Source organism: Pseudomonas sp. CH61, assembly GCF_059429415.1.
This window is the reverse complement of record NZ_CM182098.1, coordinates 1,307,357-1,330,082: the sequence shown is the minus strand read 5'-3', so window position 1 is coordinate 1,330,082 and position 22,726 is coordinate 1,307,357. Positions and strand designations below refer to the sequence as shown.

Below are 22,726 nucleotides of genomic sequence, written 5' to 3'. Positions count from 1 at the left end.
TGGGGTGAGGGTAAGCGGACAACTCCAATGCAAGGGCTTACCCCCTCAACGATGCCATGACTACCCCACTCCCCTGCTACCACTGCGCCCTGCCCGTCCCGTCCGGCAGCCGCTTCACCGCCGTCGTGCTCGGGGAGTCCCGCGAATTCTGCTGCCCGGGCTGTCAGGCCGTGGCCGAGGCCATCGTCGCCGGTGGTCTGGAAAGCTATTACCAACACCGCAGCGAAGCCTCGGCCAACCCTGAAGCATTGCCGGTGCAACTGACCGACGAACTGGCGCTGTACGACCGCGCCGATGTGCAGCAACCCTTCGTTCGTCGCGAAGGTGAACTAGCCGAAACCACGCTGTTGATGGAAGGCATCAGTTGCGCCGCCTGCGGCTGGCTGATCGAAAAACACCTGCGCACGTTGCCCGCCGTGGCCGACGCGCGGCTGAACCTGTCCAACCATCGTTTGCATGTGAGTTGGGCCGACGCGCAATTGCCGCTCAGCCAGATCCTAGCCGAACTGCGTCACATCGGTTACGCCGCCCACCCGTATCAGGCCGACCGCGCCAGCGAACAACTGGCCAGCGAAAACCGCCTCGCCCTGCGCCAGCTCGGTGTCGCCGGTCTGCTGTGGTTTCAGGCAATGATGGCGACCATGGCCACCTGGCCGGAATTCAACATAGACCTCAGCCCCGAGCTGCACACGATCCTGCGCTGGGTCGCGCTGTTCCTGACCACGCCGATCGTGTTCTACAGTTGCGCGCCGTTCTTCAAAGGGGCGATGCGCGATCTGCGCACACGTCACCTGACCATGGATGTTTCGGTGTCGCTGGCGATCGGCAGCGCCTACATTGCCGGGATCTGGACCTCGATCACCGGGGTTGGCGAGCTGTATTTCGACGCGGTCGGCATGTTCGCGCTGTTTCTGCTCGCTGGGCGTTATCTGGAGCGCCGTGCCCGCGAGCGAACTGCCGCCGCAACGGCGCAACTGGTCAATCTGTTGCCGGCATCGTGTCTGCGACTGGACAACAACGGCCAGAGCGAACGCATCCTGCTCAGCGAATTACGCCTCGGCGAGCGGATTCTGGTGCAGGCCGGCTCGATTCTGCCGGCGGATGGCAAAATCATCGATGGCCAGTCGAGCATTGACGAATCGCTGCTCACCGGCGAATACCTGCCGCAACCGCGCGTACCCGGCGACTCGGTCACCGCCGGCACACTCAATGTCGAAGGCGCGTTGACCGTGGAAGTTCAGGCACTGGGTCAAGATACGCGCCTGTCCGCCATCGTTCGCTTGCTCGACCGCGCCCAGGCGGAAAAACCGCGACTGGCGGAAATCGCCGACCGTGCCGCGCAATGGTTTTTGCTGTTATCGCTGATCGCGGCGGCCGCCATTGGCCTGTTGTGGTGGGAACTGGATTCGTCGCGAGCATTCTGGATTGTCCTCGCCATGCTGGTTGCCACCTGCCCGTGCGCACTGTCGCTGGCAACGCCGACCGCCCTCACCGCCGCCACCGGCACCCTGCATAAACTTGGTTTGCTGCTGACCCGTGGTCATGTGCTGGAAGGCTTGAATCAGATCGACACGGTGATCTTCGACAAGACTGGCACCCTCACCGAAGGCCGATTGGTGCTGCGCTCGATTCGCCCACTCGGCGCGCATGACAGCGATGAATGCCTGAGCCTCGCCGCCGCTTTGGAAAACCGTTCGGAACACCCGATTGCCCGCGCCTTTGGCCGTGCGCCACTGGCTGCTGAAGAGGTCCACAGCACGCCGGGGCTTGGCCTTGAAGGCTTGGTGGGCGGACAGCGTTTGCGCATCGGCCAGGCAGAATTTGTCTGCGCCCTCAGCGGCACTGCAACACCGTCGATGCCGGACGAGGCCGGCCAATGGCTGCTGCTCGGCGACACTCAAGGGCCACTGGCGTGGTTCGTCCTCGACGATCGCTTGCGTGACGACGCCCCGGCGCTGCTCGCCGCGTGCAAGGCGCGTGGCTGGCGGACGCTGCTCTTGTCCGGCGACAGCTCGCCGATGGTCGCCAGTGTGGCGGCGGAACTGGGCATTGATGAGGCCCGTGGCGGCTTGCGCCCGGACGACAAACTGCAAGTGCTGCAACAACTGCACAAGGAAGGTCGCAAGGTGCTGATGCTCGGTGACGGCGTCAATGATGTGCCGGTGCTCGCGGCGGCCGACATCAGTGTCGCCATGGGCTCGGCCACCGATCTGGCGAAAACCAGTGCTGATGCGGTGCTGCTGTCCAACCGCCTCGACGCACTGGTCCAGGCTTTCACGCTGGCGCGCCGCACCCGCCGGGTAATCATCGAGAACCTGCTGTGGGCGGCGCTGTACAATGGCCTCATGTTGCCGTTCGCCGCCCTCGGCTGGATCACTCCGGTGTGGGCCGCCGTCGGCATGTCGATCAGTTCGTTGACCGTGGTGCTCAATGCCCTGCGCCTGACTCGCCTGCCGAGTCCGCCGCCCGCCAGCACCCGCTCGCAAACCCGCCCGCTGCCGGCCTGAGCCGCGCGGGCGCCTGGAGTACCGATGCCAGCTCTTTACGTGATGATCCCGGCCGCCCTGCTGATCGTGGCCATCGCCGTGTACATTTTTTTCTGGGCAGTGGACAGCGGTCAGTACGACGACCTCGACGGCCCGGCGCACAGCATCCTGTTCGATGATCAGGATCCGAACCACACCGCGGCGGTGGACGAAGCCAACGCCAGCAAACCGGACGACAAGGCCCCACCCCATGCTTGAACTGGCGCCATTGCTGGTCTCGGCATTGATCCTCGGCCTGCTCGGCGGCGGTCATTGCCTGGGCATGTGCGGCGGATTGATGGGCGCGCTGACCCTGGCGATTCCCAAGGAACAGCGCAGCCGACGCTTTCGTTTGCTGCTGGCGTATAACCTCGGGCGGATTCTCAGTTATGCCACGGCGGGATTGCTGATCGGACTGGCGGGATGGGCGGTGGCCAACAGTCCGGCGGCGCTGTTCATGCGCGTGCTGGCCGGGCTGCTGCTGATTGCCATGGGTTTGTATCTGGCCGGCTGGTGGAGCGGGCTGACGCGCATTGAAAGTCTTGGACGCGGTTTGTGGCGCTACATTCAGCCCGTCGCCAACCGCCTACTGCCGGTGTCGAGTCTGCCTCGTGCGTTATTGCTGGGTGCGTTGTGGGGCTGGCTGCCCTGCGGACTGGTTTACAGCACGTTGCTGTGGTCGGCGAGTCAGGGCAATGCGCTGGACAGTGCGTTGTTGATGCTCGCTTTTGGCCTCGGCACCTGGCCGGTATTGCTCGCCACGGGCCTTGCGGCAGAACGCGTGACCGCCATTTTGCGCAAACGCAGCGTGCGCATGGCCGGTGGATTGCTGGTGATCCTCTTTGGTATCTGGACATTACCCGGCCCACATCAACATTGGCTGATGGGCCATTAGATCGGCGGCGCGGCCTTCGCGAGCAGGCTCGCTCCCACAGGGGATTTGTGTTGCACCACCGATCCAATGTGGGAGCGAGCCTGCTCGCGAAGAGGCCCGCACTAACACCACACCTCTCCCCGTTGATGCAAATCAACAGCCCCATCGCCGCACCCCGATAGACTCGCTCACACTGCCAGCCTATCCGGGGGAATGCCCGCATGCTCGACGCCATTCGTTGGGACTCTGATCTGATCCGCCGCTACGACCTGGCGGGGCCGCGCTACACCTCCTATCCGACGGCCGTGCAATTTCACGGTCAGGTCGGCACCTTCGACCTGTTCCATGCCCTGCGCGACAGCCGCAAGGCTTTGCGCCCGTTGTCGCTGTACGTGCATGTGCCGTTCTGCGCGAACATTTGCTACTACTGCGCCTGCAACAAGGTCATCACCAAGGACCGAGGTCGCGCGGCGCCATATCTACAACGACTGGAGCAGGAAATCCAGCTGATCGCCTGTCATCTCGACCCGGCACAGAAAGTCGAGCAACTGCACTTTGGTGGCGGCACGCCGACCTTTCTCAGCCACGACGAACTGCGGCAGTTGATGGCGCACCTGCGCAAGCATTTCAATCTGCTGGATGACGACTCCGGCGACTACGGCATCGAGATCGACCCGCGCGAAGCCGACTGGTCGACCATGGGCCTGCTGCGCGAACTCGGTTTCAACCGGGTCAGCATCGGCCTGCAGGATCTCGATCCTGCGGTGCAGCGCGCGATCAATCGCCTGCAGAGTCTGGAAGAAACCCGCGCGGTGATCGATGCCGCGCGCACCCTGCAATTTCGCTCGATCAATATCGACTTGATCTACGGCTTGCCCAAACAGACCCCGGAAAACTTCGCCCGCACAGTCGAAGAAGTCATCAGTCTGCAACCGGACCGACTCTCGGTGTTCAACTATGCGCACCTGCCGGAGCGTTTCATGCCGCAGCGGCGGATCAATGGCAATGAGTTGCCGGCGCCCGCGCAGAAACTGGAAATGCTCGAACGCACCATCGAACAGCTCACCGCCGCTGGCTATCGCTATATCGGCATGGACCACTTTGCCCTGCCCGACGATGAGCTGGCCATTGCCCAAGAGGAGGAAACCCTGCAACGCAACTTCCAGGGTTACACCACCCACGGTCATTGCGATCTGATTGGTCTGGGGGTTTCCGCGATCAGCCAGATCGGCGACCTGTACTGCCAGAACAGCAGCGATCTCAACGAGTACCAGAACACCCTCGCCGCCGCGCAACTGGCGACCAGTCGGGGCCTGGTGTGCAACGCCGATGATCGCTTGCGTCGTGCGGTGATCCAGCAACTGATCTGCAACTTCAGCCTGCAATTCGCCGAGATCGAGCAGCAGTTCAACATCGATTTTCAGGGTTACTTCGGCGCGCTGTGGCCGCAACTGCAAGGCATGGCTAGCGATGGCCTGATTGCGCTGGATCGCGAACGGATTGAAGTATTGCCGGCGGGACGCCTGTTGGTGCGCTCGGTGTGCATGGTGTTCGATGCGTACCTGGAACAGCAGAACCGCCAGCGTTTTTCGCGGGTGATTTAGTTTTTCATCAGCAGCGAACCGACTTTCATATTCTGATCCGCGGTCAGGCCCGACTGCCCCACCACTTTCGATAAAGCAAGATTGGCCGTGATCAGACCGGTATTCAACGCGGCGATGGCGCCGCGCAGCGCGGCGGTTTTGATGATCTTTTCTTCGTTGGAGAGGCGCTTGTCGGCCATGACCGCTTCGATGAGCGCCTTTTTCTCGGCAATTTCTTTTTGCAGTTTGCGGATCATCTTCAGCAATTGCTGGATGTTCTCCGGCAACCCGCTGTCGTCGATGTCGCTGTTTTCACCACCGACACCGGCAGATTTTGCGATCGACGCACCGGACAGCGACACTTTGACGCCCTCGACCAAGGTCGGGGTTGCCTCTTCGGTCGACTCTGGGTCACGTGCGTTGTTTAAAGAGGTTTTAAACGTTTCCGGCATGGCCGCAACGTCGCTGCTACCGGGGCCCAGCGTGCCAATGGCGGCCATCGATTCGTTCCTTGTATGCACTTTGATACCTGTTTATCGGCTGCTGGCCCTGTGGCTTTATGGCTGTAGGGCAAAGTCGCCCCAGACTGGCCTGAATGTCCTCCCGTGGGTTACCCTTACGGCTTATGTGTGTTTTCCCACAAGGATTAAAGAAATGTCCGAGCCAGTTAAACTGCGCGCTCATAACCAGGCCCATTGCAAGGATTGCAGCCTGGCCCCTCTCTGCCTGCCACTTTCTCTGAATCTGGAAGACATGGATGCGCTGGACGAAATCGTTAAACGCGGCCGCCCGCTGAAAAAAGGCGAGTTCCTGTTCCGCCAGGGCGACACGTTCGATTCCGTTTATGCAGTACGCTCCGGCGCCCTGAAAACCTTCAGCCTGAGCGACAGCGGCGAAGAACAGCTCACCGGTTTCCACCTGCCGAGCGAACTGGTTGGTCTGTCCGGCATGGACACCGAGAAACACCCGGTGTCGGCGCAGGCACTGGAAACCACCTCGGTCTGCGAAATCCCGTTTGAACGCCTCGACGAACTGGCCCTGCAACTGCCGCAACTGCGTCGCCAGTTGATGCGCGTGATGAGCCGGGAAATCCGCGATGACCAGCAAATGATGTTGCTGCTGTCGAAGAAAACCGCTGATGAGCGCATCGCCACCTTCCTGGTTAACCTGTCCGCACGCTTCCGCGCTCGCGGCTTCTCGGCCAATCAGTTCCGCCTGAGCATGTCGCGCAATGAAATCGGCAACTACCTCGGCCTGGCCGTGGAAACGGTGTCGCGCGTGTTCACGCGCTTCCAGCAAAACGAGCTGATCGCCGCCGAGGGCAAGGAGATTCACATCCTCGACCCGATCCAGCTCTGCGCGCTGGCCGGTGGCTCACTCGAGGGTTAATGTCGATCCGCGGTTGAGCGAAGCGTTTCAGCCGCGGGTATACTGCGCCGTTTGCAGCCCTGCCAGGACACCTCGACGATGGTCTTCGACTCCTTCGACATCAAATCGCTTATCCGCCCTGTGATCGACTTCCCGAAACCGGGCGTGATCTTTCGCGACATCACCCCGCTGTTTCAATCGCCCAAGGCCCTGCGCCTGGTGATGGACAGCTTCGCCCACCGCTATGTGGAAGCCGATTTCACCCACATCGGTGCGATGGACGCCCGCGGTTTTCTGATCGGCTCGGTGCTGGCCTATCAGTTGAACAAGCCGCTGGTGCTGTTTCGCAAGCAAGGCAAACTGCCGGCGGACGTATTGGCCGAAGGTTACGCGACCGAGTACGGCGAAGCGTTTCTGGAAGTGCACGCCGACAGCCTGTGCGAAGGCGATTCGGTAGTGATGTTCGATGATTTGATTGCCACGGGCGGCACGCTGATTGCGGCAGCCAACCTGATTCGCCGCATGGGCGCGCGGGTACATGAGGCGGCGGCGATTATTGACTTGCCGGAGCTGGGCGGGTCGCAGCGCCTTGAGGACATGGGCATTCCGACGTTCTGCCTGACGCAGTTTGCCCTGACTGATAAGTAAGTAGCGCCTGTCAGACCGCTTTCGCGAGCAGGCTCGCTCCCACATTGGAATGCATTCTCCTGTGGGAGCGAGCCTGCTCGCGAAGGGGCCGGCAGCCTCACCGCAAAACCTAAAGCCCCATCTGTTTGCTGATGATCTCGTTCATCACCTCCCGCGTCCCGCCGCCAATCGACAAGATGCGGTTATCCCGATACAGCCGTTCCACCAGACTCTCGCGCATGTAACCGAGCCCGCCAAGAATCTGCACCGCCTCGGTGGTGATCCGGTCCGACGTGTCGGTGGCAAAGTTCTTCGCCATGGAGATTTCCTTGATGACACTCTGCCCCGCCGCCATCTTCGCCGCTTGCCGGTAAGTAAATTCGCGTGAGACTTCCAGCGCAGTCGCCATTTCGGCGAGGCGATGCTTGATCACCTGAAATTTGCCGATCGGCTTGCCAAACGCTTCGCGCTCGCGCGCCCACTTCAGGCTTTGCTCCAGCGCAAGCTGTGAGGTCATGTTGGCCATCAGCGCCAACGCCAGCCGTTCGCTCTGGAAGTTGCCCATGATGCAGACGAAACCCATATTCTCGGCGCCAATCAGATTTCCCACAGGCACGCGGCAATCGTCGAAGAACAATTCGGCGGTGTCCGACGCCCACCAGCCCATTTTCTTCAACTGACGGCCAACGGTGAAGCCCGGCGTGCCCTTCTCGATCAGCAACAGGCTGATACCGCCGAAACCCGGCGCACCGGTACGCACCGCGACGGTGTAGAAATCAGCGCGTACGCCACTGGTGATAAAGGTTTTGCTGCCGCTGACGCGATAGCAGTCACCGTCACGCACGGCGCGGGTTTGCAGGTTGGCAACGTCGGAGCCGCCGCCGGGCTCGGTGACCGCCAGGGCGCTGATCTTCTCGCCGCTGAGCACTTGCGGCACAACGCGGTCGCGGACTTCGGGACGCGCCCATTTGACGATCGGCGGCAGACCGATGTCCAGCGAGCCGAGCCCCGCTACCAGGCCGCCAGAGCCGCAGCGCATCAACTCCTCGCTGGCGGCAACCTTGGCGAACAGATCGCCTTCATGGCTGCCTCCCAGCGCTTCGGGATAGCCAATGCCGAGGATGCCCGCCGCGCCCGCCTTCAGGTACAGCTCGCGGGGGAAGCTTTCGGCTTCTTCCCACTGATCGATGTCCGGCAGGATCTCGCGCTCGACGAAGCGCCTGACGCTGTCGCGGACCAATTGATGGCTGGGATCGAAGTATTCCTGAAAGGCAGGCATGGGCGAGCTCCACGGAAGGGTTCGCCGAACTTAACCGAGCGCTTGCTTGGTTTTCAACTCAATTGTGTGAATCAGATTGACCGAGGTGCGCCATTCGCGAGCCTGCTCGCTCCCACAATGGATTCGTGATCGAAACAAAACCAATGTGGGAGCGAGCCTGCTCGCGAAGGCGTCAAATCAAACGCTACATAACTTAAAGGGAAATCGGTTTCCGCCCGGCAAACGAATGCGCCAGCGTGCCGCCATCGACCAGCTCCAGCTCACCCCCCAACGGCACGCCGTGGGCAATCCGCGAAGCGATCAGGCCTTTGTTGCTCAGCAACTGCGCGATGTAATGCGCCGTCGCCTCACCTTCCACCGTCGGGTTGGTCGCGAGAATGACTTCAGCAAAAGTCCCCGCCTCTTCGATCCGCGTCATCAACTGCGGAATGCCGATCGCCTCAGGCCCCAGACCATCGAGCGGCGACAAATGCCCCTTGAGCACAAAGTAGCGGCCACGGAAGCCAGTCTGTTCGACCGCATAGACATCCATCGGCCCTTCCACCACACACAGCAACGTATCGTCACGGCGGGTATCGGCGCATTGCGGGCACAGGTCATCTTCGGTCAGCGTGCGGCACTGACGGCAGTGACCGACCCCTTCCATAGCTTGGCTGAGGGCCTGGGCCAGACGCAAACCGCCGCTGCGGTCACGCTCGAGCATCTGCAACGCCATGCGCTGGGCGGTTTTCTGACCCACGCCCGGCAAGGTGCGCAGCGCGTCGATCAGTTGGCGAATCAAAGGGCTGAAGCTCATGGGTAAAAAGTCCGACAAAACAACGAGACGCGGTTTATACCCGCGCCTCTGGCCAGCGTCAAATACTCAGTCCTGGGCGACCTTCACCACCAGTTTGCCGAAGTTGCGCCCCTCCAGCAGACCGATAAACGCCTCGGGCGCCCGCTCCAGGCCATCGACCACGTCCTCGCGGAACTTCACCTTGCCGTCGCGCACCCACGGCACCATGTGGCTGATGAATTCCGGCTGCCGATCTCCGTAGTCGTCGAAGACGATAAAGCCCTGAATACGCACGCGTTTGGTCAGCAGTGTGCGTTGCAGTATTGGCAGACGATCCGGGCCTTGCGGCGCTTCGGAGGCGTTGTAACCGGCGATCAGACCGCACAACGGAATGCGCGCCTTGGCGTTAAGCAGCGGCACTACCGCATCGAACACATGACCACCGACGTTCTCGTAATAGATGTCGATGCCATCGGGACAGGCCTTGGCCAGTTGCTCGGCGAAATCGGGCGCCTTGTGATCGATGCAGGCGTCAAAACCCAGCTCTTCGACCACGTATTTGCATTTGTCGGCACCGCCGGCCACGCCGACCGCGCGCAGGCCTTTGATCTTCGCCACTTGGCCGACCACCGAGCCCACCGCGCCGGAAGCCGCAGCCACGACCAGCGTTTCGCCTTCTTTAGGCTGACCGATGTCCATCAAGCCCATGTACGCGGTCATCCCCGGCATGCCCAACACGCCCAGCGCCATCGACGGGCTCGGCAGACCGGCCGGGATCGGAATGATATTGCGTCCGTCGCTGATGCTGTGGCTTTGCCAACCGGTGGCGCCGACCACCAGATCGCCTTTATGAAACTTCGGATGACGCGAGTCCTCGACACGGCTGACCGCGCCACCGGTCATCACTTCGCCGATTTGCACCGGCGCGGCGTAGGACGGCGCGTCACTCATGCGCCCGCGCATGTAGGGATCGAGGGACAGGTAGAGGGTTTTCAGCAGTATTTCGCCGTCCGCAAGATCGGGCAGCGCTTCGCGTTCGAGGCGGAAGTTTTCCGGGGTCGGCGCGCCGACCGGGCGCGAGGCGAGGACGAAGCGTTGGTTGAGGGTAAGAGGGTCGGACATGTCAGCGTCTCCTGTGAATAGTGAATTCAGCGGGTATAGGGAGCAGACCGTTGTGGCTTTTGCGCGTTCGATGTTTATTCAGGTGCCGGGGCTGATCGTTCCCATGCTCCGCGTGGGAATGCCGCAGCGGACGCTCCGCGTTCGGCTCTGTACTTGGGACGCGGAGCGTCCCGGGCTGCATTCCCACGCAGAGCGTGGGAACGATCAGTCGGAAACAAAAATGCCAGGCACAAGGCCTGGCATTTTGTGTAGCTCATCTGCCGCCGAATGGCGAATCAGAATGGCAGTTTCATACCGGCTGGCAGGTTCATGCCGGCGGTCATGTTGCCCATTTTGTCCTGGCTGTTCTTTTCGATCTTGCGCACTGCGTCGTTGACGGCGGAAGCAATGACCGCTTCCAGCATCTCTTTGTCGTCTTCGCTCATGCCTTCAACCAGGCTTGGGTCGATGCTCACGCTTTTGACGTCGTGACGACCGGTCATCACCACGGTGACCATATCGCCGCCGGCCTTACCGGTGACTTCGGCGTTGGCCAGTTCTTCCTGCATCTTGGCCATTTTTTCCTGCATCTGCTGCGCCTGCTTCATCAGGCCGGCCATGCCACCTTTCATCATGGGAATCACCTCAAAGTACTTGGATCAAAACAGCGCCCGGCCAGCGAGGCCGGGCACCTTCAGTTATTAGCCTTGGGCGACCAAGGCGTCGACAGGTTCAATAGTATCGTGTCGCACCACCGCGCCGAACTGCTGAACCATCTGCTGGATGAACGGATCGCCGTGAATCGACTCTTCCGCTTCGCGCTGACGGTTGGCGCGGCGACGGGACGCGGCCTGGGCCGGGGTTTCCTGCTCGGGCTTGATCAGTTCGATGGTCAGGCTCAGCGTGCGACCGTGGAACTGGTTCAACGCATCGTTCAGACGTCGCTGCTGCGTGGCGTTGAACAGTGCGCTGTGCGCCGGGTCAAGATGCATCAGCCAATGATCGCCATCGACCGCGATCAATGTGCAGTTGGCGGCGATGCTGCCGGTCATGCCGGAGATCGGCAGTTTCGGGAACAGCTCCAGCCATTGCAACGCCAAGCCAGTGGCCGGTGCCGCAGCCGGTTCTGGCTCGGGTTCCGGTTCGGGATCAGCGGCGTGTTCGCTGGCCAACTCGTCGAGGTAGCTGTACGCCGAATCCATGTCCGGTTCGATGTAATCCTCATCCAGCGGCGGCTCGTCGTCCATGTCCATGCCCGGCGTGGCGGCATCGACCTCGGCGACCGACGGCTCGGGAATCGGTACGGCGGCCCGTTCTGGAGCTTCCGGAACGACGCTGTCCGGGGTCGGCAACGGCATCGGCGGCAACTCGGGTTGCTCGGCGGTGGTTTCCAGCACCGGTTCGACGGCGGGTTGCTGCGCGGGTTCGGGCTCTGGCTCCGCCTCGGGCTCTACCGGGTCATTCCACGGCAGGTCGACGACGGCTTCGGCAACGACAGGCGCAGGCTCAGGTTCTGGCGCGGCAACAGGAGCAACCGGCGCGGGCTCGGGAGCTGGTGCTGGTGCTGGTGCTGCCACGGGTGCCGGAGCTGGAGCCGGCGCAACAGCCGCAGCGACTACCGGCGCAGGCTTAGGCGCGGCAGCCACGGAGTTTGCGGAATCAACTGTGGCCTGGCTGATCCCCACTGGCTTTAGCGGTTGCCTCGGGGCGTCCGCCGTATCTGCCGGCCGGAAGGCGAGCATCCGCAGCAGGACCATTTCGAAACCACCGCGCGGATCCGGCGCCAGCGGCAAATCGCGGCGACCGATCAGGCCCATCTGGTAATAGAACTGCACATCTTCGGCGGGCAAGGCTTGCGCCAGTGCCAGCACGCGATCACGGTCGCCATGCCCGTTGTCGACACCTTCCGGCAACGCCTGAGCGATGGCCACCCGGTGCAATACGTTGAGAATTTCCGAGAGCACGCCGTTCCAGTCCGGGCCTTGCTCGGCCAGATGACGCACGCCTTCGAGCAGCGCCTTGGCATCGCCCTCGATCAACGAATGCAGAACGTCATAGACCTGACCGTGATCCAGCGTACCGAGCATCGCCCGTACGTCGGTGGCGAGCACCTTGCCTTCACCGAAGGCAATCGCCTGATCGGTCAGACTCATGGCGTCACGCATCGAACCGTCAGCGGCGCGACCGAGCAACCACAGTGCATCGTCTTCGAACGGCACGTTTTCGGCGGTCAGGACGTGGGTCAAATGCTCGACCACGCGCTCCGGCGTCATGTTCTTCAGCGAGAACTGCAGGCAGCGCGACAAAATCGTTGCCGGAAGTTTCTGCGGATCAGTGGTCGCGAGGATGAACTTGACGTACGGCGGCGGTTCTTCGAGAGTTTTCAGCAGCGCATTGAAGGAATGGCTGGAAAGCATGTGCACTTCGTCGATCAGGTAGACCTTGAAGCGCCCACGGCTTGGCGCGTACTGCACGTTGTCGAGCAGTTCACGGGTGTCTTCGACCTTGGTGCGGCTCGCGGCGTCGATCTCGATCAGGTCGACGAAACGACCCTCGTCGATTTCACGGCACACCGAGCACTCGCCGCACGGGCTGGAAGTGATACCTGTCTCACAGTTCAGGCATTTGGCAATGATCCGCGCAATCGTGGTTTTACCCACCCCGCGCGTACCGGTGAACAGGTACGCGTGGTGCAGCCGCTGGCTGTCCAAGGCATTGATCAGAGCCTTGAGCACATGGGTCTGGCCGACCATTTCGCGGAACGAGCGCGGACGCCATTTACGTGCAAGAACCTGATAACTCATCGAAAACCGTCGCAACGAAGGAAGCTGAAGCGGCTAATGCTAGCGGAGCAAGGGCAAAATTGCATCCGGTGTCCTCGTCTAATATGGCTAAGCTGCATCAGCAGAGGCTTTTATCGGCTCGGGAGCGGGAATTACCGGAGCGTTTATGCGGTGGGCCGTGGGGGCGTTGCTGGGAATCAGCCTGAACGTGACGGCAGCGGAAACCCCGTTGCGCTTCGCCATGCCTGACAGCTGGGCGATGCCGATGGTGCAATACGAACGCGGCCGACCCACGCAAGGCATCCTCTATGACCTGTTGCTCAGCCTGGCCACGCAGGTCGGCGTACCGGCCGAGTTCCACGTCCTGCCCCGCGCCCGCGTGCAGAGCGCCATGGAACATGGCGAGATCGACGTGCGCTGCTATGCCGCACAGTCGTGGCTGCCGAATCAGTCGGGGGATTACATCTGGAGTCTGCCGTTGTTCTTCCAGCGCGATCTGTTGATCAGCCGCCAGGATCAACCTGCCAGTGTCGTCCCCGCGCATTTGCCCCGCCAATCCATCGGCACCGTTCTGGGCTACACCTACCCTACCCTGCAACCGCTGTTTGATACTGATCGGCTGCAACGCGAAGATGCGCGCAATCAGGAGCAGGTGCTGGAGAAACTGCTGGCCGGGCGTTATCGCTATGCGGTGAGTAATCAGTGGACGCTGGACTGGTTTAACCAGCGCTTGATGCCGGAGCAACAACTGCAAGGGGTAGCGGTGTTGCAGGAGCAGAAGGTCGGCTGCTATGTGCGGAATGACCCAAAGGTGCCGGTGCAACGGATATTGCGCACGTTGCTGCGGATGAAAATGTCGGGGGAGATTGATCAGATTATCCGGCTCTACACCGGGTCCTCCGAAGCCACCCCATAACCCCTTGTAGGAGTGAGCCTGCTCGCGATGGCGTCCTGTCAGCCAATAATGAATTAACTGATCCACCGCCATCGCGAGCAGGCTCACTCCTACAGGAGATTTGTGTCGGATTCATAAATCGCAGACACAAAAAAACCGCAGTGGGCGAAACCCATGCAGTTCGATTGAAGCGTGCGATTGTTCGTTAAGGTGGTAACCCCACCAGCCACACCCCGGCACACAATGTTCCCGCTGTGGCTGCTGCCTTCCGGCTCTGACCAGGTTCACGGGTAATCGTTGCGGGGGGACCGATGGGGTCACCATAACGACGCTTGCCTGTCGGCGAGCCGCGCCATTGTACCTATCTGAGACGAAGTTACAACCGTTGGTTGCAGATTAAAAATATGAACGGGTTCAAGGACATAAAGATCGCAGCCCGCGGCGGCTTCTACAGGGCCAGCACCTCATCCGCCCTGCCGCCCGCCTGCTGGATCACCAGATGAATGAAGTGCAGCTTGGCAATCGCTGGCGCCGGGAGCACGAACGGGTAGAAATCCGGCTGGCCCATGCTGCGTGACAGTTCATTGAGCATCCCCGCCAACTCGATCCACGCGTTGACGAACGACAGGAACGCCTCGCCACCGGGATGCTCCGGGTCGTAGAGCGTGCTGGTCGGAAACGGCTGGTAGTCGAAATCCATTTCCCGCGCGCTCATGCCAAAACCCAGCGCCGTGTCCACCGCGTCCATCATGTGCAGGTAATGCGCCCAGGTTTCCGCCCAGTCTTCCCAGGGATGCATGGTGGCGTAGGCGCTGACGTAGTGCTGCGGCCAGTCCAGCGGTGCGCCTTGTTGATAGTGACGATCAAGCGCCTCGGCGTAACTGGCGCGGTCGTCGCCGAACAGGCTGCGGAATGAGCCGAGCCATGGGCCGTTGGCGATCAGTCGATCCCAGTAATAATGGCCGACCTCATGGCGGAAATGCCCGAGCAACGTGCGATAGGGTTCGTGCATCGCCGCCCTCACCTGCTCACGGTGGGCGTCGTCGGCTTCTTTGATGTCGAGGGTGATCAGGCCGTTGGCGTGGCCGGTCATCGGCGAATTGCCTTCGAGGTCGACGCCTATGAAGTCGAAGGCCAGGCCGGTGTCTTCATCGACGGTTTTCGGGATGACCTGCAAGCCGAGGGTGATCAACTGCGCGACGAGCCGACGCTTGGCGATTTCGACTTTGCGCCAGCGCTCAGGGTTGTCTGGATCAGACAAGTCAGGGATGGTGCGATTGAGGCTGCAAGCGACGCACAGGCTGTCGTGATCGTTGACCGGCAGCAGCCAGTTGCACGCGGCGGCTGTGTCGAGGTTGGCGCAGCGGCGGAACAACCCGGCCTCGGGGTCGGCATCGAGCGTCCAGGCGCCTTCGTACGGCCCCGCTTGCAGCGACGTCAGACGGCTTTCTTCGGGTTGATAACCGAGCAAGGCATTGCAAGCCAGGCACTGGCTGTTACGAAAGAACAGCGACTGGCCGCAGCGGCACGGCCAGACTTTGCTGTTGCGTGAAGATTCGCCCATGAACGGCGCGATGATGCGGGAACTGAGCTGCTCGAAAAAGCGGTGCATGGCGATCTCTCCCTGGGGCTTGCCAAGACTAGATCATTCCCATGACAACATCGTTCCCGCGCTTTGCTGATCGTTCCAACGCTCTGCGTGGGAATGCATCCAGTGACGCTCTGCGTCACAGCGGACGCGGAGCGTCCGGAGCGGCATTCCCACGCGGGAGCGTGGGAACGATCAGACGTTCAGGCCGTGGGTTTTGAGGAAGGCGATGAAGGTTTCCTCGTCCATCACCTTCACACCCAGCTCATTGGCCTTGGTCAATTTGGAACCGGCACCGGGGCCTGCGACGACGCAATGAGTCTTCGCCGACACCGAACCCGCGACTTTGGCGCCTAGGCTTTCCAGATGCTCCTTGGCGACATCACGGCTCATCAGCTCAACCTTGCCGGTCAGCACCCAGGTCTGCCCGGACAGCGGCAAGCCTTCGACGACTTTCTTCTCGCTCTGCCAGTGCATGCCGAAATCACGCAGTTGCTTCTCGGAGGCCTCAGCCAGTTGCCGGTTCTCAGGCAGCGCAAAAAACTCGCGCACCGAATTGGCCTGCTTCTCCGGCAAGGCCTGACGCATGTCCAGCCAGTCCGCATCCATCACCGCTTCCAGCGAACCAAACTTGTCCGCCAGCTTCTGCGCGCCACCGGGGCCGACCGAAGGAATGTGCAGCTTGTCGAGGAAGCCACCGAGCGTGGTGCTGGCGGCAAACTCGGCGCCCAGCTCACCCTGGTCCTGAATCTGCAAACCATGGCCGAGCAATTCGGTAATCACCTGCTGGTTATGCGCATCTTCAAAGAAGCTGTGAATCTCGTGCGCCACTTCCAGCCCGACGTCCGGCAGGTAGGTCAGCACTTGCGGCAGCGCCTGCTGCACACGCTCCAGCGAACCCAGCGAGCGCGCCAGCACCTTGGCCGTCTCTTCGCCGACATCGGGAATCCCCAGCGCATAGATGAAGCGCGCCAGCCCCGGCTTCTTGCTGTCCTCGATGGCTGCCAACAGCTTGTTGCTGGAGACTTCGGCAAAGCCTTCCAGATCGACGATGTCATCAAACTTCAGCGCATACAGATCCGCCGGCGAACTGACCAGACCTTCATCGACCAGTTGCTCGACGCTCTTGTCGCCCAGACCTTCAATGTCCATCGCACGACGGGAGACGAAGTGAATGATCGCCTGCTTCAGTTGCGCGCCACAGGCCAGACGGCCGACGCAGCGATACACCGCACCTTCGCTGACGGTTTCCTTGCCCTTGCTGCGCTTGATCAGTTGCGTGCGCTCGACGTGTGAGCCACACACCGGGCAGCTCTCTGGAATCTGTACCGCGCGCGCGTTTTCCGGGCGGCGATCCATGACCACTTGCACCACTTGCGGAATCACATCACCGGCACGGCGGATGATCACGGTGTCGCCGATCATCAGACCCAGACGCGCGACTTCATCCATGTTGTGCAGCGTGGCGTTGGCCACAGTGACGCCGGCAACCTTTACCGGCTTCAGACGTGCCACCGGCGTAACAGCGCCAGTACGGCCCACCTGGAATTCCACGTCGAGCAACTCGGTGAGCTCTTCCATCGCCGGGAATTTATGCGCGATCGCCCAACGCGGTTCGCGAGCGCGGAAGCCCAGTTCGCGCTGATCGGCAATGCTGTTGACCTTGAACACCACGCCGTCGATTTCATAGGTCAGCGAGTTTCGACGCGCACCGATGTCGCGGTAGTAATCCAGGCATTCGCCGATACCCTTGGCCAGTTTCAGTTCGTGACTGATCGGCATGCCCCACTTCTGCAGTTGTTTGAGGTTGCCGATGTGCGTGTCGGCAATATCGTGGGAAACCTGACCGATGCCGTAGCAGCAGAATTCCAGCGGACGATTGGCGGTGATCTTCGAATCCAGTTGACGCAAGCTGCCGGCAGCGGCGTTGCGCGGGTTGGCGAAGGTCTTGCCGCCAACTTCCAGTTGCGAGGCATTAAGGCGTTCGAAACCGGCCTTGGACATGAACACTTCACCGCGAACTTCCAGGGTCGCCGGCCAGCCTTCGCCGTGCAGCTTCAGCGGAATATTGCGCACGGTGCGCACGTTGACGCTGATGTCTTCACCAGTAGTGCCGTCGCCGCGTGTGGCGCCACGCACCAGCACGCCATCCTGATACAGCAGGCTGACCGCCAGGCCATCGAGTTTCGGCTCGCAGCTGTATTCCACCGCCGCACTGCCGCCGAACAGATCGCCGACCGGCATGTCCAGACCTTCGGTGACGCGGCGATCGAACTCGCGCATGTCGCTTTCTTCGAAGGCGTTACCGAGGCTGAGCATCGGCACTTCGTGGCGCACCTGGGTGAACGCGGTCAGTGCCACGCTGCCAACGCGCTGGGTCGGCGAATCACTGGTGATCAATTCCGGATTGGCCGCTTCCAGTGCCTTGAGCTCGTGGAACAACCGGTCGTACTCGGCGTCCGGAATGCTCGGCTCGTCGAGGACGTGATAACGGTAGTTGTGCTGATCGAGTTCAGCGCGTAGCTCGAGAATGCGGTTTTTGGCGGCGGTCATGGGGTGTTCTCTCATAAAGCAAAAGAGCAGCCGAGGCTGCTCTAATTCATCTATCTGTGGCAGCAGAAGCAAAAGATCGCAGCCTTCGGCAGCTCCTACAGACATCGCAATCCTGCAGGAGCTGTCGAGTGAAACGAGGCTGCGATCTTTTGATCTTGGCCTTAGCGCTTCTGGGTCAGGGCGCGACGTTCGAACTCGACGATGCGCTGACGGTAGTGCTCAATGGTCTGTGCGGTCAGAACGCTGCGCTGGTCATCTTTCAGCTCACCGTTCAGTTCCTGCGACAGCTTGCGGGCTGCGGCCACCATCACATCGAAGGCCTGCTTCGGATGGCGCGGGCCTGGCAGGCCGAGGAAGAAGCTCACCGCCGGGGTGCTGAAATGGTCGATATCGTCCAGATCGAAAATGCCCGGCTTGACCGCGTTGGCCATGGAGAACAGCACTTCACCGTTGCCGGCCATGCTTTCGTGGCGGTGGAAAATATCCATCTCGCCAAAACGCAGACCGCTTTCGAGAATGTTCTGCAACAGCGCCGGGCCTTTGAAGCCGGCAGCGTCGCGGCAGATCACGCTGATCACCAGCACTTCTTCAGCTTGCGGCTGGTCTTTGTCGACCACCGCCGGCGAAGGCTTGGTGTCTTCGGCGAAATCGTCGTCACGGCTGCTGAAGCTCGGGCCGCCATCCAGATCCAGGTCGAGGTTCAGGTCGCCCTGCGCCGGACCGTTGCTGCCACGCTTGCCACGTTTCGAGCCGGATTCGCGAGGCTCGCGTGCTTCGCGGGCCGGCATGCTCACCGACGGCAGGTCGTGTTCGTCCAGCTGTGGTTCCTTATGGTTGTCCAGTACACGGGCCGGGCCCAACAGCTCAGCGCTGGTGTCCTCGTCCGGCAGGTTGGACAGACTTCGGTCAAGACGGAATTTCAGTTTTCCCTTGCCGCCGCGCATACGGCGCCAGCCATCGAAAAGAATACCGGCTATCACAATGATGCCGATGACGATCAGCCACTCGCGCAGACCGATTTCCATGTAATCCCGTGCCTCTATAAAAAATGCTGAAAAATAAGGGGTTTACATTGTGCAAACCGCTTTAAAACGTGGCGCCAACTCTATGTTCTGACAGGCGTTTTGCCCACGTATACGAAAAATTGACATTAAACTAGCACGACCAAAGACAACTTTACACCGTCTGTCTCATTTGGCTTGCGCGAATATGTCGATTGGCCAGCAAGTCGCAGTTGGTAAAAAAGTCCTACAGCCCTGAATTACCTTTTCCGACACCACGCTGACTCAGGCGTCCACCATCGCCATCGCCTCCTCGACATCCACGGCTACCAGTCGCGAACAACCCGGTTCATGCATCGTCACGCCCATCAACTGCTCGGCCATTTCCATGGCGATCTTGTTGTGGGTGATATAGATGAACTGCACGGTCTGCGACATCTCTTTGACCAAGCGTGCGTAGCGTCCAACGTTAGCGTCATCCAGTGGCGCGTCAACCTCATCGAGCATGCAGAACGGCGCCGGGTTCAATTTGAAGATGGCAAACACCAGTGCCAGCGCGGTCAAGGCTTTTTCCCCGCCGGAGAGCAAATGGATGGTGCTGTTCTTCTTCCCTGGCGGCTGCGCCATGATCGTTACCCCTGTATCGAGTAGATCTTCGCCCGTCAGTTCCAAATACGCGCGCCCGCCACCGAAAACTTTTGGAAAAAGTGCCTGTAAACCACCGTTGATCTGATCAAAGGTATCTTTGAAACGGTTACGGGTTTCCTTGTCGATCTTGCGGATTACGTTTTCCAGGGTCTCCAGTGCTTCGACCAGATCGGCGTCTTGAGCATCCAGATAACGTTTACGCTCGGACTGTTGCGTGTATTCATCGATGGCCGCGAGGTTGATCGCGCCCAGGCGCTGAATTCGCGCGTTGATGCGTTCGAGTTCTTCTTCGGCTTCGCGTTCACTGGCTTGCGCGGTTAATGTCGCGAGCACGCCGTTGAGATCGTAGCCGTCTTCCAGCAATTGATCCTGCAGAGCCTTGCGGCGCACGGTCAGAGCCTGCCATTCCATGCGTTGCTGTTCGAGCTGGCCACGAATCAACTGCGATTGCTGCTCAGCCTGAGTCCGGCGTTTTTCCGCGTCGCGCAATTCGCGGTCGGCGTCTTCGAGGGCGATCTGCGCGGTCTTGAGTTCTTCGTCGACGGTCATGCGCTTGTCGAGCAGTTCTTCGAGCTTCAGGCGCAGCTCTTCCAGCGGCGCCTCGCCCTCCTCCAGATTGAGACTCAACTGTTCGCGCTTTTCAGTGAGGCGCTCGGCCTGCATTTCCAGACGCTCAAGCGCCTGACGCGTGGAGTCGTGCTGCGCGCGCAACGAGCCAAGACGCACGGCCAGTTGATGGGCGTGATCCTTGTGCTGCCGCGCCTCCTGGCGCACGCGGTCGAGGCGTTCGCGCAGGCTGTCGCGTTGGGCCAGCAGCAACTCACGCTGCTCGGTGTCCAGCGCCATGGCATCCAGCGCTTCCTGCAATTGCATGCGCGCTTCGCCGATCTGTTCGTGCTCGAGTTCGCGTTGCTCGCCGAGTTCGACCAGCTCTTCATCGAGGCGAGTACGACGCAGGGTCAACTGTTCAGCCTTGGCTTTACCGGCGGACAGCTGTGCTTTCAATTCGCCTTGCTGACGCGCTTCGTCTTGCAGCAAACGGCGCAAATGCTCGCGACCGTTTTCCTGCTGACGCTGTTGCGCGCGCAGGGTTTGCAGACGGGTTTCCATGGCCTCGACCGTGGCTTCTTTTTCTTCGCGCTCAAGGTGCAGCGCTTCGATTTCCTGACCCCGGGCGAGCATGCCGCTTTCTGCTTCGCTGGCGCGTCGTACGCGTAAAAAGTGCCGACCGACCCAGTAACCGTCGCGGCTGATCAGGCTCTCGCCAGCGCTCAACTGCCCGCGCAAGGCCAACGCCTGCTCAAGACTGTCGACCGGTTTGACCTGACCGAGCCACGGCGACAGATCGATCTGCGCGTCGACCTTGTCGAGCAAGCTGCCCGCCACACGCACGCCATCGCTGGCCGGGCTGAGCAGGCGCAGATCGCCCTGGGTGAAACCGGATAAATCGAAACCGCTGAAATCGTCGACCAGCACCGCTTGCAGATCAGCGCCGAGCACGGTTTCCACCGCCAGTTCCCAACCGGCCTCGACCTTCAGGCCTTCGGCCAGACGCGGACGCTCGGCGAGATTGTGTTCCTTCAGCCATTCGGCGGTGCCGGTGCCCGGGTCGAGCGCGGCTTGCTGCAAAGCTTCGAGGGATGCGAGGCGACCATTGAGGCGCTGCAAATCGCCCTGCGCCTGTTGCTGCGAAGTCAGTGCTTGCTGCAATTCTTGCCGCAGTTGTTCAAGCTTTTCGACCTGGGCTTCTTCACTGGTCTGCAAATCTTCGAGGGTCGCTTCGGACTCGGCGAGCTGCTCGTTGAGCTCCATGATCGCCGCATCTTCCGGGTCGGCCGAGAGCAACGCGCGCTCTTCGCCAAGACGCTTTTGCCGGTCAGCAAGACGCTCCATGCTGGTTTCCAGCTGCTGGATGCGCGACTGCTGCACTTCGGCCTGACGGCGCGGTTCGGCGGCGGTCAGGTTGAAGGCGTCCCACTGCTCCTGCCAGCCGTGCATGACCGATTCGGAATCTTCCAGCGCAGCGGCGGCTTCTTCGGCGGCGGCGCTGGTGACTTCCTGCTCAGGGGTGAGCATGTCCAGCTCTTCGCCGAGGGTCAGCAGCAACGTGCGGTCGTGGCCCAGGTGTGATTCGGTTTCGAGGCGTGCGCGCTCGGCTTCTTTCAAGTCGTCCTGCAACTGTCGCAAACGCTGCTGGCCGTGCTGGATGCTCTGCTCGACCCGGGCGATGTCGCCGCCGACCGAATAGAAGCGTCCCTGCACCAGATTGAAGCGTTCGGACAGGTCATGGTGACCGTCGCGCAGGCGCTCGATGGCCGCGTCAGCATTACGCTGCTCGGCGACCAGTGCTTCGAAACTGATTTCCTGAGTACCGATGATCGACTCGCGCTGGCCAACCTGATCATTCAGATCCTGCCAGCGTAGGGCCGACAGTTGCGCCTTGAGCTGACGCTCCTCGGCTTTGAATTCTTGGTACTTCTTCGCCGCTTCGGCCTGACGGTGCAGGCGTTCGAGTTGACGTTCCAGTTCGTCGCGCAGGTCGGTCAGACGCGCGAGGTTTTCGTGGGTGCGGCGGATGCGGTTTTCAGTCTCGCGGCGGCGCTCTTTATATTTCGAGATGCCGGCCGCTTCTTCGATGAAATTACGCAGGTCTTCGGGCTTGGATTCGATCAGCTTGGAGATCATCCCCTGCTCGATGATCGAATAGCTGCGCGGGCCGAGACCGGTGCCGAGGAAAATATCGGTGATATCGCGGCGACGGCACTTGGTGCCGTTGAGGTAATACGTGGTCTGGCTGTCGCGGGTGACTTTGCGGCGAATGGAAATCTCGGCATAGGCGGCGTACTCGCCCAGCAGCGTGCCGTCGGAGTTGTCGAAAACCAGCTCGATACTCGCCTGACTCACCGGTTTGCGGCTGGTCGAACCGTTGAAGATGACGTCGGTCATCGACTCGCCACGGAGGTTCTTCGCCGAACTTTCGCCCATCACCCAGCGTACGGCGTCGATGATGTTCGACTTGCCGCAACCGTTCGGCCCGACGACCGCCGCCATGTTACTGGGGAAGTTCACCGTGGTCGGGTCGACGAAGGATTTGAATCCCGCCAGTTTGATGCACTTGAGCCGCAC

17 protein-coding genes and 1 other RNA gene are annotated in these 22,726 nt (G+C 61.1%); 7 read left to right on the top strand and 11 right to left on the bottom strand.

Annotated elements, in window-relative coordinates; translation table 11 throughout:
• Positions 1-56 precede the first annotated feature (56 nt).
• The 4 genes from AC5SEM_RS06030 (at position 57) to hemN (ending at position 5,003) form a co-directional block, all read left to right on the top strand.
• Positions 57-2,507 carry a heavy metal translocating P-type ATPase gene (locus tag AC5SEM_RS06030; protein WP_495472376.1) on the top strand — a complete coding sequence of 817 codons (2,451 nt, stop codon included), beginning with the start codon at positions 57-59 and terminating at the stop codon, positions 2,505-2,507.
• A 24-nt stretch (positions 2,508-2,531) separates the two neighbouring features.
• Positions 2,532-2,744: a cbb3-type cytochrome oxidase assembly protein CcoS gene (gene ccoS, locus AC5SEM_RS06025; RefSeq protein ID WP_077571858.1), complete on the top strand. Its 213-nt coding sequence runs from the start codon at positions 2,532-2,534 to the stop codon at positions 2,742-2,744.
• Positions 2,737-3,420, top strand: coding sequence for a sulfite exporter TauE/SafE family protein (locus tag AC5SEM_RS06020; RefSeq protein ID WP_016984739.1), 684 nt, complete (start codon positions 2,737-2,739; stop codon positions 3,418-3,420). The genes ccoS and AC5SEM_RS06020 overlap by 8 nt, the downstream gene beginning before the upstream one ends.
• A 200-nt stretch (positions 3,421-3,620) precedes the next feature.
• The gene (gene hemN, locus AC5SEM_RS06015; RefSeq protein WP_495472375.1) at positions 3,621-5,003 is read left to right on the top strand and encodes an oxygen-independent coproporphyrinogen III oxidase; all 1,383 of its coding nucleotides are present in this window, start codon (positions 3,621-3,623) and stop codon (positions 5,001-5,003) included.
• On the opposite strand, the gene AC5SEM_RS06010 is transcribed toward hemN, so the two are convergent.
• Entirely contained in the window at positions 5,000-5,482 is a 483-nt protein-coding gene (locus AC5SEM_RS06010) for a hypothetical protein (protein ID WP_495472374.1), read from the bottom strand. The genes hemN and AC5SEM_RS06010 overlap by 4 nt on opposite strands.
• 154 nt (positions 5,483-5,636) lie before the next feature.
• Here AC5SEM_RS06010 and fnr point away from each other — a divergent pair, with 154 nt between their 5' ends.
• Positions 5,637-6,371, top strand: coding sequence for a fumarate/nitrate reduction transcriptional regulator Fnr (fnr, locus tag AC5SEM_RS06005; protein ID WP_003223347.1), 735 nt, complete (start codon positions 5,637-5,639; stop codon positions 6,369-6,371).
• 78 nt (positions 6,372-6,449) lie between these two features.
• Positions 6,450-6,998: an adenine phosphoribosyltransferase gene (locus tag AC5SEM_RS06000; protein ID WP_003223345.1), complete on the top strand. Its 549-nt coding sequence runs from the start codon at positions 6,450-6,452 to the stop codon at positions 6,996-6,998.
• A gap of 109 nt (positions 6,999-7,107) precedes the next feature.
• Here the strand turns inward: AC5SEM_RS06000 and AC5SEM_RS05995 are convergent, their stop codons facing one another.
• From AC5SEM_RS05995 to dnaX, 5 genes are all read right to left on the bottom strand, one after another.
• Entirely contained in the window at positions 7,108-8,256 is a 1,149-nt protein-coding gene (locus AC5SEM_RS05995; protein ID WP_495472373.1) for an acyl-CoA dehydrogenase family protein, read from the bottom strand.
• Between the two features lie 193 nt (positions 8,257-8,449).
• Positions 8,450-9,052: a recombination mediator RecR gene (recR, locus tag AC5SEM_RS05990; RefSeq protein WP_242209527.1), complete on the bottom strand. Its 603-nt coding sequence runs from the start codon at positions 9,050-9,052 to the stop codon at positions 8,450-8,452.
• Positions 9,053-9,118: 66 nt separating this feature from the next.
• Positions 9,119-10,153, bottom strand: a complete 1,035-nt coding sequence (gene curA, locus AC5SEM_RS05985) for an NADPH-dependent curcumin/dihydrocurcumin reductase (protein WP_495472372.1) — start codon at positions 10,151-10,153, stop codon at positions 9,119-9,121.
• Between the two features lie 275 nt (positions 10,154-10,428).
• On the bottom strand, positions 10,429-10,767 hold the full coding sequence (locus tag AC5SEM_RS05980) for a YbaB/EbfC family nucleoid-associated protein (RefSeq protein ID WP_016984747.1): 339 nt from the start codon (positions 10,765-10,767) through the stop codon (positions 10,429-10,431).
• Between the two features lie 66 nt (positions 10,768-10,833).
• A complete protein-coding gene (dnaX, locus tag AC5SEM_RS05975) occupies positions 10,834-12,936 on the bottom strand; it encodes a DNA polymerase III subunit gamma/tau (RefSeq protein ID WP_495472371.1) in 2,103 nt (700 codons plus the stop codon).
• A 145-nt stretch (positions 12,937-13,081) separates the two neighbouring features.
• Between dnaX and AC5SEM_RS05970 the strand changes: the two genes are divergently transcribed.
• Complete coding sequence (locus AC5SEM_RS05970) at positions 13,082-13,831, top strand: substrate-binding periplasmic protein (RefSeq protein ID WP_495472370.1); 750 nt, start codon at positions 13,082-13,084, stop codon at positions 13,829-13,831.
• 196 nt (positions 13,832-14,027) lie between these two features.
• On the opposite strand, the gene ffs is transcribed toward AC5SEM_RS05970, so the two are convergent.
• From ffs to smc, 5 genes are all read right to left on the bottom strand, one after another.
• Positions 14,028-14,124: signal recognition particle sRNA small type (ffs, locus tag AC5SEM_RS05965), an RNA gene on the bottom strand.
• Between the two features lie 134 nt (positions 14,125-14,258).
• Entirely contained in the window at positions 14,259-15,422 is a 1,164-nt protein-coding gene (locus AC5SEM_RS05960; protein ID WP_495472369.1) for a zinc-binding metallopeptidase family protein, read from the bottom strand.
• Between the two features lie 171 nt (positions 15,423-15,593).
• Positions 15,594-17,951, bottom strand: a complete 2,358-nt coding sequence (ligA, locus tag AC5SEM_RS05955) for an NAD-dependent DNA ligase LigA (protein ID WP_495472368.1) — start codon at positions 17,949-17,951, stop codon at positions 15,594-15,596.
• A gap of 161 nt (positions 17,952-18,112) precedes the next feature.
• Positions 18,113-18,976, bottom strand: a complete 864-nt coding sequence (zipA, locus tag AC5SEM_RS05950; protein ID WP_007916269.1) for a cell division protein ZipA — start codon at positions 18,974-18,976, stop codon at positions 18,113-18,115.
• A 261-nt stretch (positions 18,977-19,237) separates the two neighbouring features.
• Positions 19,238-22,726, bottom strand: a complete 3,489-nt coding sequence (gene smc / locus AC5SEM_RS05945) for a chromosome segregation protein SMC (protein ID WP_495472367.1) — start codon at positions 22,724-22,726, stop codon at positions 19,238-19,240.

Excerpts from the sequence above, each read along its gene's own strand:
- hemN (WP_495472375.1), top strand. The coding sequence starts at position 3,621 with ATGCTCGACGCCATTCGTTGGGACTCTGATCTGATCCGCCGCTACGAC.
- AC5SEM_RS06030 (WP_495472376.1), top strand. The coding sequence starts at position 57 with ATGACTACCCCACTCCCCTGCTACCACTGCGCCCTGCCCGTCCCGTCC.
- AC5SEM_RS06000 (WP_003223345.1), top strand. The coding sequence starts at position 6,450 with ATGGTCTTCGACTCCTTCGACATCAAATCGCTTATCCGCCCTGTGATC.
- ccoS (WP_077571858.1), top strand. The coding sequence starts at position 2,532 with ATGCCAGCTCTTTACGTGATGATCCCGGCCGCCCTGCTGATCGTGGCC.
- AC5SEM_RS05960 (WP_495472369.1), bottom strand. The coding sequence starts at position 15,422 with ATGCACCGCTTTTTCGAGCAGCTCAGTTCCCGCATCATCGCGCCGTTC.
- ligA (WP_495472368.1), bottom strand. The coding sequence starts at position 17,951 with ATGACCGCCGCCAAAAACCGCATTCTCGAGCTACGCGCTGAACTCGAT.
- fnr (WP_003223347.1), top strand. The coding sequence starts at position 5,637 with ATGTCCGAGCCAGTTAAACTGCGCGCTCATAACCAGGCCCATTGCAAG.
- recR (WP_242209527.1), bottom strand. The coding sequence starts at position 9,052 with ATGAGCTTCAGCCCTTTGATTCGCCAACTGATCGACGCGCTGCGCACC.
- curA (WP_495472372.1), bottom strand. The coding sequence starts at position 10,153 with ATGTCCGACCCTCTTACCCTCAACCAACGCTTCGTCCTCGCCTCGCGC.
- AC5SEM_RS06020 (WP_016984739.1), top strand. The coding sequence starts at position 2,737 with ATGCTTGAACTGGCGCCATTGCTGGTCTCGGCATTGATCCTCGGCCTG.
- zipA (WP_007916269.1), bottom strand. The coding sequence starts at position 18,976 with ATGGAAATCGGTCTGCGCGAGTGGCTGATCGTCATCGGCATCATTGTG.
- AC5SEM_RS05970 (WP_495472370.1), top strand. The coding sequence starts at position 13,082 with ATGCGGTGGGCCGTGGGGGCGTTGCTGGGAATCAGCCTGAACGTGACG.
- AC5SEM_RS06010 (WP_495472374.1), bottom strand. The coding sequence starts at position 5,482 with ATGGCCGCCATTGGCACGCTGGGCCCCGGTAGCAGCGACGTTGCGGCC.
- AC5SEM_RS05995 (WP_495472373.1), bottom strand. The coding sequence starts at position 8,256 with ATGCCTGCCTTTCAGGAATACTTCGATCCCAGCCATCAATTGGTCCGC.
- AC5SEM_RS05980 (WP_016984747.1), bottom strand. The coding sequence starts at position 10,767 with ATGATGAAAGGTGGCATGGCCGGCCTGATGAAGCAGGCGCAGCAGATG.
- dnaX (WP_495472371.1), bottom strand. The coding sequence starts at position 12,936 with ATGAGTTATCAGGTTCTTGCACGTAAATGGCGTCCGCGCTCGTTCCGC.